Source organism: Rhizobium grahamii (assembly GCF_009498215.1).
Classification (GTDB): domain Bacteria; phylum Pseudomonadota; class Alphaproteobacteria; order Rhizobiales; family Rhizobiaceae; genus Rhizobium; species Rhizobium grahamii_A.
In genome coordinates, this window is the sequence record NZ_CP043499.1 from 371498 (window position 1) to 383806 (window position 12309).

Genomic DNA, 12309 nt, shown 5'->3' on the forward strand with positions numbered 1-12309 from the left:
CCTAAAATGCCGGCCTGGCAACGTTCTCTCGCTTTTTTTGAATTCTGGCTGACTGGACGCCGACAAAACCCTTGAAACGACGAAGTTTGAATTTTATATCATGCCGTGATGTATATTTGGGTGACACTTTCCAGCTCATGCCAATCATGCCGGGTCGAAAAGTGAGCTGCCTTCCTGACGCTGTTTTGGCCGAGAAACTTGGTTTGTCTATGCGGGAGTTCCAGCGCTACCGGGCGCAGGGGCTGGTCTCCGTCAGCATCGAAGACAACCAAGGCAGCTCTCGCGTCACCTGTGGTCTCGGCAACAGAGTGTGGGAGGGGACTGTGGAACGTGGGGTGCTCATCGCCGAGGAGGTTCGCTATTTGAGAGGCGTAAAGGCTCAAAGCGGGTCGCAAGGTTCTGGAGACAACATCAGACACTCGAAAAAAGGAAACAACCGCACATGAATAAGCGAGCTTTCGCCGTCCCTCTCATCTTTCTGGCTAGCGTCACGTCGGCAGCGGCGGCCCCGAGAGTGGCGACCAGCGGAGACTGGGGCGTCTATTCATACCAACGAGACGGGAAGGCAGTATGTTACGCGCTGTCAGTACCCAGGGATGCCGAACCCGCAGGGGTCGATCACGGCAGGAACTACTTTCTGATCGCGCCGGCTCAGGGTGCCGATCGAAAAGAGCCAGAAGTCATCGCTGGATATCCATTGAAGGCCGGATCGATGATCGAGGTATCCATAGGTCAGAAGACGTTCCGCATGTTCACGAAGGACAACACGGGCTGGGTCAACAACACGGTCCCGCGCTCCGGAGCTGATGCAAGCCTTGCGATCGGGGCGAACCATGGTTCTGCAGGCGGTCTCGGCGCGGGGAACCCACACGCGCTATAGCTATTCACTCGACGGAATTTCGAAGGCTTTGGATCGCGTGTCGAACTGCAAGTGATTTTGCTTCGGCGCTACTCGATACCAAAGGCGGCGTCGGCTTCGGGAGTGGCGACCTCATGCCGGCGATGAGCGGCGGTGCGTCCACGTCCTGCGAGCAGCAGATCGAGTTCAGCTTTTGAATTTCCAAAACGCTCGATAAGCCTGCAAGCTTCGTGCCTGCTAACGCCGTACTGGCGGCGCAGGGAAAGGACGTCGTGCTGCATTTCCTGATCACTGTGGGAGGAGCCTGTAGCGTCGAGGTTCTCAATCATGTCAAAGCTGCCTTTACGATCATCCAGACGGCCATCGCGACCATCATCAGGTTTTCTGTCAGTGATATGAAGCCCAGCGGAACGTTGCTGTCACCGCCGACGCAGGCGCATTTGAGCTCGCGCTTTTCGACATAGACCGCCTTGAACACGGACCAGGCGCCGATTGTGCCGATGATCAGGGCAACCGGAGAAGCAATGAGGCCGAGCACTCCTCCCGCAATCATCAGAACGCCGGCGAACGCTTCCGCAAATGGATAAAGATAGGCGTAACGAACCCAACGGCGTGCCAGCAGGTCGTAGCCCAGGAACATGTTCGAGAAGCTTTCGAGATCGCGCAGCTTCAGGATCGCCAGAACGCACATGCTGAGTGCGATGAACCACTCGACCGTTCGGATAGTGGCCGGCGTGCCCGACGCATAGCCGGCAGCCAAAGCCATCAGAGCTGTCATCGCAAAGACGGCAGCAACAGGCGTGTAGGAAACGGCGTTTGGATCCTTGACCGGTTTGCCAAAGAACCGTCTGAGGTCGTCGTTTCCTCCGATGCGCCTGCCGTCGATGAAGGTTTGCGGAGTCGCCTCGACACCGTTGTCTTTCTGAAAGCGGTCTGTCACGTCGCGCGTCGTCAGCCAGTGGTCTTCGACGTCGTATCCCTCACGCGTCAGAAGATCGACGGATTTCAGGCCGAAGGGACAGATATGGTCTTTCATGACCATACGATAGATGATCGCCTTTCTGGGCGCCCTCATCAGCATCACGGCATTCCCGGTTCTGGTGCGGAGGCTCGCCGAAGGTCAGCGTCCTCGTATGCCCATTGGGCAAACTCGGCAAGCCCCTCGGACCTGGTGATCAGAATGCCGAAAACGCGCTGGCTATAGGAGACAACGCCGCGATCGACCAACGTCACTATTCTCTGCCGCGATCCACCGCGCGACACGTAGGCATGATCTCGCTTGATGAGTGAAGCCTGCATCTCCGTACTCCCGTTCTGCAAGGGATAATGGAAACGAGGCGCTGCAGTTCCGTCGCCGTGAAAAATATATCATGGCGTGATGGGTTTGGCTGCTTAGAGATAGAAGAGAATAAAGACCGATCCGCTGGAAATTCCAGCGCACAAGACGGCGGCACCCGCCAGAAAGAGCTTCAAATCCATTTTGTCAGCCTCAATCGACGGACTGGTCGGTCGCGACTTGCGAGACCATATCCGGCAGCTCTCCGGGGATTGCAGCGATAGCGAACATGACGGCCACGTAGGTTGCAAGACTGCTGAAAGGAATGCTGTTTTCGTCACCGCCTCATCCTTTTATATCATGTGGTGACATTCTTTAACCCTTCGCCCATATTGTCAATCCTGAATGCAGGCTGAACAAAAGAAATGGGGAGCGATGACTGTCGAAAAAATTCTGATCGTGGAGGACGACTCCATTCTGGCCGCCGACCTGCGGGAAATCGTGTCAAGTTTTGGTTTCGAGACTTCGGGCATTGCCGACACTTGGGAAACTGCCAAAGCGCTCGCTCCCTTCAGCACGATCGCGCTCGTCGACATTAATTTGCGTGACGGGGCGACCGGGCCGAGGATCGCGCAGTACCTGGCCAGCGAGTTCGGCGTCGCCGTGGTGATGGTAACCGGAAGCCCAGAGGACGTGCGCTCCGGCCTCCTTGACGTCGTTGGCGTGATCTCCAAGCCAGTCCATCCTACGATAATCGGGAAAGTGCTGACCTACCTGCAGGAGGTTCGCAAGGGCGGCCGGGGCATCCCGCCGGGTGGAATGCGTCTTTTCGGCTGAATTCAACAGGGCACGGGGGAATGATGGACGATATACGCGCGGAACTCGGCCATTGGGTGGGCCGAATTGAAACTATTCTCATCGAGAGAGGTGTGCTCGACGAGCAAGGGCATATCGCAACGGGCATCGGCCTCTCTCTCCCAGCGGAAATCGAGGAAACGCTCGACGGGTTCATCGAGAACCCGATCGAACTGATCGGTCTTTTGAAGATTTCCCGTGACGCTCGCGATGGCCGACCGCTCTCGCCGGCTGTCCTCATGGCAGCACACCTCATGGCGCGCGAGGTCCTGCAGGCTCTTCAGGGCGCCGAGTCGAATCCTTAAGAGGTCCGCTGCGACCTCGCATCAGACCGTCATGGCAACGATCCAAACAATAGCCCCTATCCCAAGGACTGTCGCAAGGCCGATAGCGATGTAGTTCGGTTCACCATTCATCATATCATATAGCTAGCCCTGGGAAACCGAAGTCAGAGGGCCGCGAGTGTTTCGAAGCGGTGAATATCCGACTTCCGGTTGCCTTCTAAAAGATCAGACATCCGGTTCTATACGGACGGGAATCGATTTCGAGGCTGGCGTCTTCGACAGTTCATCGTGGTGGTCGATGGCGTTCAGAATGTTGCATTCGGGATAGTAGGAGCAGATCGTGCCCTTCGGCAGCGCATGAGGGGTAACGACAAGCCCTGCAAGCTCTCGTCTGCGGCCATCCTCGAAGTCGCTGACAAGCCTTACCTTTTGTCCCGGCTCAAGTCCGGCCGCCGCGATGTCATCGGCGCACATCAGGACGACGTCGCGCGTGCCCTCGATCCCGCGGAAGCGATCGGAATAGCCGTAGATCGTTGTGTTGAACTGGTCGTTCGACCGCATCGTCAGCAGTCGATAGCGGCCCGGCTTGTCGTCGAAAGACAGCGAGTTCAGTTGGTCGGGGGTTGTGAAAAGGGCTTTCTTCTCCGGCGTCTTCCACACTCGTTCGTGCGCGGCGTTTCCGCGATAGAAGCCGCCGGGAATGTTCAGACGAGCATTGTAATCCGCGAAGTCTTCCGGATAGGTCTTCTCGATGAGGTCGCGCACAAGCGAATAGTCTTCGGTCCACTCGTCCCAAGTTACTTTCGGATTTTGCGGAAGCGTGGCTTTTGCGATGCTCGCGATGATCGCCAACTCGCTTTTGAGATGCTCCGATGCCGGCCTGCGTTTTCCGACCGAACCGTGGATATGCGAGAAGCTGTCTTCGATTGACACGGACTGGTTTCCCGTCGCCTGCTCATCGATCTCGGAGCGGGAGAGGCAGGGCAGGATATAAGCTTGGCGACCGGGAAAGAGATGGCTTCGGTTGAGCTTGGTCGACACCATCACGGTCAATTCCTGGTCGGACCATGCCCGCTCCATCTCCTTCTGATCGGGTACTGCTCGCAGGAGGTTGCCGCCAAGCGAAACGAAGCCCTTTATTGTGCCTTTCATTAGGCCTTTTACGGCATCGACGATATGGGTGCCGTCTTCCGTCGGCGGGTCGAAAGCAAATAACGCCTTGAGCTTATCCATCGGGACGAGTTTGGCTTTCTCGGCGATCCCGACAGTTCGCTGGCCCTGGACGTTCGAATGACCGCGCACTGGACAGACGCCAGCACCGTCGCGTCCAATGTTTCCGCGAAGGAGAAGAAGATTGACGAGCATCGCAATGTTAAGGGCACCCCTGGAATGTTGCGTCAGTCCCATCCCATACACACCGATAACCCGCTCCGCCTTGACGTAGATGTCGCCTGCGTTGCGGATGTCGGCTTCGGCCAGGCCGCTCTCGCGTTCGATGTCTGTCCAAGAGACACGCCGGACACAATCGATGAAGTCTTCGAAGCCTGTCGTGTGCTGCTCGATGAAGGGGACATCGAGGACGCGCTTGACGCCCCGCGCCTTGGCGTCGTCGTCGGCTTCGACCACCACCTTGCAGAGGCCGAGGATTGCCGCAACGTCGCCGCCGCACTGGACCTGCAGGTAGAGGTTCGAAATTAAAGTCTCTTCGCCCGTCAGCATTTGGCGCGGGCTTTGCGGATTGACGAAGCTGACGAGACCTTGCTCGATTACCGGATTGAAGGTGACGATTTTGGCACCGCGCTGCTTCGCCTCCTGCAGGGGATGAAGGAACCGCGGGCTGTTGCTGCCAGGGTTCTGGCCAAAGAAGAATAAGCAATCGGTTTCTTCCAGATCCTTCCACACGACGGTTCCGACCGGCGAGCCGATCACGTTCGTGAGGCCGACCGACGTCGTCTCGTGACACATGTTCGAGCTTTGCGGGAGGTTGTTGTTACCGTAGAGACGCGCCATGAGCGCATAGAGGTAGGAGGCTTCAAGGCCGGCATGACCGGAGGAATAGAAAACGACGTCTTTCGGGGCTAGGCGTTTCAACGAATCGCCGATTGCCGCGAAGGCCTCCTCCCAGCCTACTTCGACGTACCGATCGGTTTGGGCGTCGTAGCGCATGGGATGCGTCAGTCTCCCGGTCATCTCGAGGTCATAGTCCTTCCATTCCCGGAGTTCGCTGACTGTATGATCCTTCCAGAACTCGGGCGTGCATCGCGCCGACGTCGATTCCCACAGCGTCGCCTTGGCGCCGTTCTCGCAGAATTCGAAGGGATGATAGTTCGCCGGTTTGGGCCAGGCGCAGGAAACGCACATGAAGCCTCCCGGCTTGTTCTGGCTCTTTAAGGTCTCCAAAACCGTAGGGTTGGACAGGCTCTCGCCGTAGATGCGTGCGATCGATCTCAGCGAACCCCAACCGCCAGCCGGACCTTCGGACGCGGGGTCTGTCAAATGCTCGTTCATGAAAGCCTCTCCTCGGATACCATAGACAAACGCCCCTGCGCCGTCGCGGTTGCTTGATGAAGAAGTTTTAATGAGCGGGGCTCAAACGATCTTGCGCCGACGGTGTCGGATGAAGCCGATCAATGAAGAAAGGCGGCCCGCCCGAAATCATTTCGGGCGGGCCGCTGGCTAGCCGGACATCTCATCGCATCCGGCCAGTCTCTAGCTGTCCGTGACCGCAGGATCGGTCGCAGTCGGCAGCTCCTTGAGTTTCATGAGCTGATCGGCGCAGGCGTCGGTCGCATTGGCAACGGTGTCGTCGATACCCGCAACTTTCGCCCATCCACCTTCCTTGATGAAGTCGTCGCGTTGCCACGACGATTTAGCCTGCAGAGCTTTGAGATTGTCTGCCGCATCACTCGCTGTGACGAAATTGTGCACGCATACGCCGGCAACCAGTTCGGTCCTTGCGTCCCGCACGGCAATATCTGTCATCACATGCGCACGCCCCGTTGTCGTCCAGCCTCCCCAGGTGAAGCCGAGCAGCATCGTCACTGCCGATGCGGCGACTATTGACCATCCCCACATTGTCTTGGATGGCCGGTAGTTCGACCAGCCCCGCATATCATCCGTCATAGCTGTTCTCCTCCTTTATATCACGTCATGATACAAAACGAGGGCTAGAGATCAATCACGGCGTGATCAAAAAAAGGTGACGTGCCTTCAGGCCAACTCGGTGACCTGGCGCAGGCGAGAGAGTGATTCCGCCAGCAGCGGCTCGTTCTCCAACATGCCCTCGACATGGACGCGGGCGAGAGCTTCCAGCACGTCACGACCTTTTGACGTCATGCCGATCATGACGCTGCGCTTGTCGTCCTCAGCAGGAATTCGTTCAGCTAGCCCCGCAGAACACATGCGATCGACGAGCTGAACGGCGCCGTTGTGGTGCATAAGCATTTGCTCGGCGAGATCACGCAGCCTCACCTGCCGGTCAGGAGATGAGCGCACGACAAGCAGGGCCTGATATTGGGCCGAGGTTACGCCCGCTTCGGCGAGCGCGGCCTCGCTGAACGCTAGGAAGCGTCGCATGGCAAGCCTGAAGCCGGCCAATCCGTCATAGACTTGGTCGCTTAGGGCCGCTGATTTTGAACGGGGCATGAAAAAGACCTTGTATGTGTCATGATATGATATAAATTCGCGTGGCCACGCTTGGGAGAACGGTTCGCGAGCAGATCGAGTTCATGCGGGAGGCGCTGCAAAGCAGCGGCATTTACTTGACGTTCGCGAACCATCATCCCATCAAATTGGCGTGATGACTGTGCCAAATTCGTGACGTCGAAAAATTTTCAGTGCAGGTGGTTCGTTCGACAATGCCCGTGGAAATCAGCCGATATGCGATCCGGTTGGAACATGACAGCACATCGACGGTCTACGATATCTGTACAGGCTGGCCAGCGGAGTATCTCGGCCGATCGCTGGATGGACTTCAAGAAACAGAAGCTCGTCGGTTCTGCATGGTGATCAACGCGATCTATCGTCATCGCATGCGAACTATCGATCACGAGATCGAACAATAGGCGCTTTCCGAAGCGGGCCGTTAACGCTTTCAACAATAGCGAAGGGTCATGCTCTGAAACCCTCAGAAATGATGCTCATCGGGATCGATATCGAGTTTGCGCCGCGCCCGGATGGCCGCGGCGATGAACACCCGTGACAGGCCATGATAGAGCGGTTCGCGGGAGAGAATGCGCGAGGTCACGTAGCCGATCATCGAGACCGCCATGATCGGGATGACGGCCTGGTGGTCGCCGGTCATTTCCAGAATGATGACGAAGGCGGTCATCGGCGCCTGCACGACGCCGGAGAAATAGGCGGCCATGCCGAGGATGGCGGGGAGCGCGATGCTGGTGCCGAGCAGCGAGCCGACAGCGCTGCCGAAACCGGCGCCGACGGCGAGCGATGGCGCGAAGATGCCGCCCGGAATGCCTGAGATCATCGACAGGAAGCTTGCGGCCAGTTTCTCGACGAAGAACAGCAGCGGCAGCGCATGGCCCTCGACTGCGCCGCGCGCCTGCTCGTAACCGGTGCCGAAGGTGGTGCCGCCGGAGAGGATGCCGATCACGGCAATCGCCAGCCCGCAGATCCCGGCGAGTACAAGCATGCGCTTCAGGGGTTGCGGCTGCGTCCAGCGGCGGATCCTCTGGCCGAAATGCAGGGCAAAGCCGCTAAACGCTGCGCCGAGCGCGCCGCCGCCGATACCGCAGACCAGCACGAGGCCCCAGTCGCGCAATTGCGTTGGCGCCGCAGAGGCTTCGCCGAAATAGTTATAGCTGCCGGAAAGCCCCAGCGCCGCAAGACCGGCGAGGATGACCGCGGTCAGCACCAGCCCGTTGGCCCGCGACTCATAGGTGCGGCTCATCTCCTCGATGGCGAAGACGATACCGGCGAGCGGCGTGTTGAAGGCCGCCGCGATGCCTGCAGCCGACCCGGCGAGGATCAGCCCGCGTGCCTGCGCCATGCCGCCAAAGCGGGCGACCGCCAGCATGATCGAGGCACCCACCTGCACCGTCGGCCCTTCGCGGCCGATTGAGGCGCCGGAAAACAGCCCGAGCACCGTCAGCACGATCTTGCCGAAGGCGATCCGGAGCGACAGGAGCCGTGTGCGGTCCTCTTCCTCGCGCAGATGCCGGGCGGCGATCGCCTGCGGAATGCCGCTGCCCTGCGAATTCGGAAACAGCGTCGCCGCCAGATAGGCCGACAGCATGAAGATCGAGGGGGTCAGGGCGAGCGGCAGCAGGAAAGCCCATTCGCCCGAGGATGTCAGGGTGCCGAACGCCTTCTGCGCCAGGTCGGCGAGCTTGGCGAAACCGACGCTGATCACCCCGATCGCCAGGGCGCCGCACCAGAACACCAGCCGCGGCCGCCAGAGCGAAAACGATCCCCAGAAAACACGGGAACGGCGGAGCAGCTTGGAATTGCGATAGGAGGCGGGCATGGGGAACTCGGAAAGAGCGACGCATTCGCAAGATCAGTCAGTTACGTGCGTCTCGGATGGAAATTCCCAATTCGGTTTATAGGGTTCATCCAACATCCAAAACACGAAGCATACGGCGCAAACCAGGACGCTGCCTATCACTGTCGCCAGAACAATCTTGGTGTCTCGCTGCACGTTCGAATTCCTATAAATATCATCACGTGACATATTGTTTGAGGTGCTTTCCGTCAATATCGAAAAAGTGTTTCGTTGGGTCATAGAAGAACGTGTCGCGTTGCCTGATTTCCTTGCAGCCAAGGAGAGCATTGCGTTTGGCAGCCACGGCATTGGCTGGCATACGATAACCGCTGGCTTATAAGAGAGTTCCGCCCGAAATGCTGCGGATATATCAGACCGGCGGGGGTGCAACGGTGTGCCCCACAATCAGCGGCGTCGAGACAAGAACGACGAGAAGAGCGAGACCGAACAGGGCGAGCAGTAACTTGGTTTTGTTGGACATGATCTGAATTATAGCCCGTTCATGGTGGCGGTGTGTTCACGCTTCCGCTATTTATCTCACATGGCGTGTGCTGCGTGCGCCGCGGGCTTCCCGAAATTGACGGAGACTACGATCAACCCTTCAATGGGAGTGCGAACCTATGTCCACGCCAAACTCGACTGGCCGAATCCAATCCACCCTCCGACGGTTCCTCGACAATGAAGCTTCCGGAGGACTTGTTCTGATGGCAGCGGCCGCCCTGGCACTCGCCGTCGCCAACTCGCCTTTTGCTTTCGCCTATTTTGACGCGCTGCATCTCTACATCGGCCCGCTCAGCCTGCTGCACTGGATCAACGACGCCCTGATGGCCGTATTCTTCCTGCTTGTCGGACTTGAGATCAAGCGAGAGATGCTCGATGGGCAGCTATCGACATGGAGCCGCCGCATCCTTCCGGGAGCCGCCGCCGCCGGCGGCATGATCGTGCCAGCGCTTATCTATGTAGGTTTCAATCTCGCAAACCCAGCGAGCCTGCGCGGGTGGGCAATTCCAACGGCCACCGACATCGCCTTTGCACTCGGCGTGCTGTCATTGTTCGGAAAACGGGTTCCAGCCTCCCTCAAGATCTTCCTCGCCGCACTCGCCATCATCGACGATCTGGGCGCTGTCCTTGTCATTGCAATCTTCTACACGAGCGAGCTCAATCTCGCGGCGCTCGGCGGCGCGGCGATCGTCCTCGGCATTCTGGTCGCAGTGAACAGGGCAGGGGTCCGAAAGCTCTCGCCATACCTTTTGCTCGGAGCGGTCCTCTGGCTCTTGGTATTTGCATCCGGCATCCACGCAACGCTCGCGGGGGTAATGCTTGCGATGGTCGTTCCGATCAAAACGACGCCCGGTGCACCCGAGGCACGGGATGACGAGTCGCCGCTGCACCGCTTGGAACATCTGCTTCACAAGCCAGTCGCATTCTTTGTCGTCCCGATCTTCGGCTTTGCGAATGCGGGCGTTTCGTTGGTGGGCACGTCACTGGCGACCTTTGCCGACCCGCATACTCTCGGCGTCGCGACGGGGCTGTTCGCCGGAAAGCTGGTTGGCGTTCTTACCGTAGTCGGGAGCCTGGTGAAGCTCGGGTGGGCGCAGCTTCCCGCTCGGGCAACCTGGACGCAGATGACTGGCGTGGCTGTTCTCTGCGGCATTGGCTTTACTATGAGCCTGTTCATCGGTCTGCTTGCCTTCGACGATCCGGCCATTCAGGACAAGGTTAAGATCGGGATCCTCGCTGGTTCTGCGCTATCCGGCATCGTTGGATCATGTGTGCTTATGGCTGGTGGCAGACGGGTGTTAGCCGCCGAATGAAGGATTGCCATTCGGGTTGCGGGAGCTATCTGCGTCCGTCCGTCTTGCAATGGGGGAATAGCATGAGTTCGCGTCTGATTTGGTCCTTCACGGTTCTGGCGCGGCGTATATGGTTCAGGGCGAGATTGTTTTCGATCGTACGTGAGCGCCCACCGTGAACGGGAGGAACGCCTCCGTGAACTGAATGAGAGGTTGTCGGCGCTGGCTTCGACTGACAGTCTCACGGGACTGACCAACCGTCGCGCTTTCGACAACGCGCTTGCTAAGGCTACTGGTCCCGGACGACGGTTATCGCTTCTGATGATCGACGTTGATCGTTTCAAGGCATATAACGATGGATATGGTCATCTTGAGGGCGACGAATGCTTGCGGCAGGTGGCTGAACGATTGGCGGAGGCATTCGGTCTGGTATATGGCGCCGTCGCCGCTCGGTACGGCGGCGAGGAGTTCACCGTATTGCTGCCGTCGGTCGACCTCGATGAAGCACGATCGCTCGCGCTGATGACGTGCAACAGCGTCCGTGCACTCTCCATCCCACACGCTTTCAGCGAAAAAGGTGTCGTCACCGTGAGCGTGGGGATCGCCGCCACTACCGGTGGATCACCGCGCGAAATTCTAAGAGCAGCCGACGCTGGACTTTATGCCGCCAAGGCTGCTGGTCGCGGTTGCGTGCGTGCGGCATCTGAAGCCGAAGGGCAACGACAGGCATAGATCCGTCGGTGTCAAAAATTCGTACCGGCGGATGGAGCCTGCATTCCTCAGATCCCAGAGCGATGATTATTCGCTGTTTATGCGGGGCCTTCATCGCTACAAGTTGTCATCGGCCCCACCACCGGCGTGTCGAGGCGAGAGCTCCACATCGAATGGACTTCGACGTCACCGACGAGCTCAAGGTTCAGCTCTCCACCCAGTTCTCGCCGATGCGGGACAAGCTCGACGTTCTGAACCGCCGCGAATCGGAATCTTGTTGACTTTCGAAATTTTGTTCATATTTTGTTCACCATGATGAACGCCCTTCGAATATCGCGAATACGTTGATTGTCCTTTCGCCTGCGGGCGAATCGGCACTATCTTTCGTATTCGGGATCATGCGATGAGCCATTCTCATTTCGAAATGCCTCCGGCGTTGTACGACGCCTATGCGGTGGCTACCACCAAACAGTTCTACCCATCGGGCACCGTGCGTTGTTCCGGTGTTCTCATGTTTCGGACGCAGCTTGCGAGGGATCTGGGGTGCCTGCTCGACGTCGACCAGAGCGTCGTCGCATGGACCTGCCTTCCGCGTAGCGTGGACACCGTGGACGGGCCGCACGTCTTCGACTTTCTTGTAACCTACAACGACGGCACCAACGTCTATTTCGATGCGGCGGAGGATGCGGCACACGTTCCCGACGTCACCGAGGCGGCCGCCATCGCGGGTCTGCGTCACTGTTTCGAATTCCGCGAATTCATCGAAGGTGGCTTCCGCCTTCTGAACGCACGCGATCTTCTCCGGTACGCGCGGTGGAGAACGCCGCTCAACGACCGTGTCCGCGTGCTTGCGGTCATCGAGGAGGCGGGATCCCTCCAGATCGGCGAATGCCTTAGTCTGTTCCGCGAAGTGGCGCCCATGACGGGCATCGCCTGGATGGCACTGCACCGGTTGATCGACCTCGATCTCGACGACGCGATGATCGGTCCCGAGACGGTCGTCCGTCGCTTTCAGCGCTGAGGTTCGCTCC

General features: G+C 58.5%; 14 protein-coding genes. 7 read left to right on the top strand and 7 right to left on the bottom strand.

What is annotated here, in order from left to right; genetic code table 11:
- Window positions 1-442 precede the first annotated feature (442 nt).
- Together FZ934_RS20605 and FZ934_RS28235 are read left to right on the top strand one after the other, a co-directional pair.
- Window positions 443-880 carry a hypothetical protein gene (locus FZ934_RS20605; RefSeq protein WP_246738058.1) on the top strand — a complete coding sequence of 146 codons (438 nt, stop codon included), beginning with the start codon at window positions 443-445 and terminating at the stop codon, window positions 878-880.
- Window positions 834-935, top strand: coding sequence for a hypothetical protein (locus FZ934_RS28235; protein ID WP_246737994.1), 102 nt, complete (start codon window positions 834-836; stop codon window positions 933-935). Before FZ934_RS20605 ends, FZ934_RS28235 begins: the two co-directional genes overlap by 47 nt.
- Window positions 936-948: 13 nt before the next feature.
- Here FZ934_RS28235 and FZ934_RS20610 read toward each other — a convergent pair whose 3' ends face one another.
- From FZ934_RS20610 to FZ934_RS20620, 3 genes are read right to left on the bottom strand one after another with little or no spacing between them, the layout of a single operon-like run.
- The gene (locus FZ934_RS20610) at window positions 949-1188 is read right to left on the bottom strand and encodes a hypothetical protein (RefSeq protein ID WP_246737995.1); all 240 of its coding nucleotides are present in this window, start codon (window positions 1186-1188) and stop codon (window positions 949-951) included.
- Window positions 1185-1940, bottom strand: coding sequence for a MauE/DoxX family redox-associated membrane protein (locus tag FZ934_RS27880; protein ID WP_194273860.1), 756 nt, complete (start codon window positions 1938-1940; stop codon window positions 1185-1187). Before FZ934_RS27880 ends, FZ934_RS20610 begins: the two co-directional genes overlap by 4 nt.
- Window positions 1940-2158 carry a hypothetical protein gene (locus FZ934_RS20620; protein ID WP_153272779.1) on the bottom strand — a complete coding sequence of 73 codons (219 nt, stop codon included), beginning with the start codon at window positions 2156-2158 and terminating at the stop codon, window positions 1940-1942. The genes FZ934_RS27880 and FZ934_RS20620 overlap by 1 nt, the downstream gene beginning before the upstream one ends.
- Window positions 2159-2570: 412 nt before the next feature.
- Here FZ934_RS20620 and FZ934_RS20625 point away from each other — a divergent pair, with 412 nt between their 5' ends.
- Window positions 2571-2972: a response regulator gene (locus FZ934_RS20625; RefSeq protein WP_153272780.1), complete on the top strand. Its 402-nt coding sequence runs from the start codon at window positions 2571-2573 to the stop codon at window positions 2970-2972.
- Between the two features lie 20 nt (window positions 2973-2992).
- Entirely contained in the window at window positions 2993-3295 is a 303-nt protein-coding gene (locus tag FZ934_RS20630; protein WP_246737996.1) for a hypothetical protein, read from the top strand.
- 204 nt (window positions 3296-3499) lie between these two features.
- Here the strand turns inward: FZ934_RS20630 and FZ934_RS20635 are convergent, their stop codons facing one another.
- The 4 genes from FZ934_RS20635 to FZ934_RS20650 form a co-directional block, all read right to left on the bottom strand.
- A complete protein-coding gene (locus tag FZ934_RS20635) occupies window positions 3500-5782 on the bottom strand; it encodes an FdhF/YdeP family oxidoreductase (RefSeq protein WP_153272781.1) in 2283 nt (760 codons plus the stop codon).
- Window positions 5783-5983: 201 nt separating this feature from the next.
- Window positions 5984-6397 (bottom strand): hypothetical protein, encoded by a 414-nt coding sequence (locus FZ934_RS20640; RefSeq protein WP_153272782.1) that lies wholly within the window; start codon window positions 6395-6397, stop codon window positions 5984-5986.
- A gap of 87 nt (window positions 6398-6484) precedes the next feature.
- Window positions 6485-6919: a MarR family winged helix-turn-helix transcriptional regulator gene (locus FZ934_RS20645; protein WP_153272783.1), complete on the bottom strand. Its 435-nt coding sequence runs from the start codon at window positions 6917-6919 to the stop codon at window positions 6485-6487.
- A 481-nt stretch (window positions 6920-7400) separates the two neighbouring features.
- Entirely contained in the window at window positions 7401-8756 is a 1356-nt protein-coding gene (locus tag FZ934_RS20650) for a chloride channel protein (protein WP_153272784.1), read from the bottom strand.
- Window positions 8757-9394: 638 nt separating this feature from the next.
- Between FZ934_RS20650 and nhaA the strand changes: the two genes are divergently transcribed.
- The 3 genes from nhaA (at window position 9395) to FZ934_RS20665 (ending at window position 12299) form a co-directional block, all read left to right on the top strand.
- On the top strand, window positions 9395-10588 hold the full coding sequence (gene nhaA, locus FZ934_RS20655) for a Na+/H+ antiporter NhaA (RefSeq protein WP_153272785.1): 1194 nt from the start codon (window positions 9395-9397) through the stop codon (window positions 10586-10588).
- Window positions 10589-10729: 141 nt separating this feature from the next.
- Window positions 10730-11299, top strand: a complete 570-nt coding sequence (locus tag FZ934_RS20660) for a diguanylate cyclase (protein WP_153272786.1) — start codon at window positions 10730-10732, stop codon at window positions 11297-11299.
- 382 nt (window positions 11300-11681) lie between these two features.
- Window positions 11682-12299 carry a hypothetical protein gene (locus tag FZ934_RS20665; protein WP_246737997.1) on the top strand — a complete coding sequence of 206 codons (618 nt, stop codon included), beginning with the start codon at window positions 11682-11684 and terminating at the stop codon, window positions 12297-12299.
- The last annotated feature ends 10 nt before the right edge of the window (window positions 12300-12309 follow it).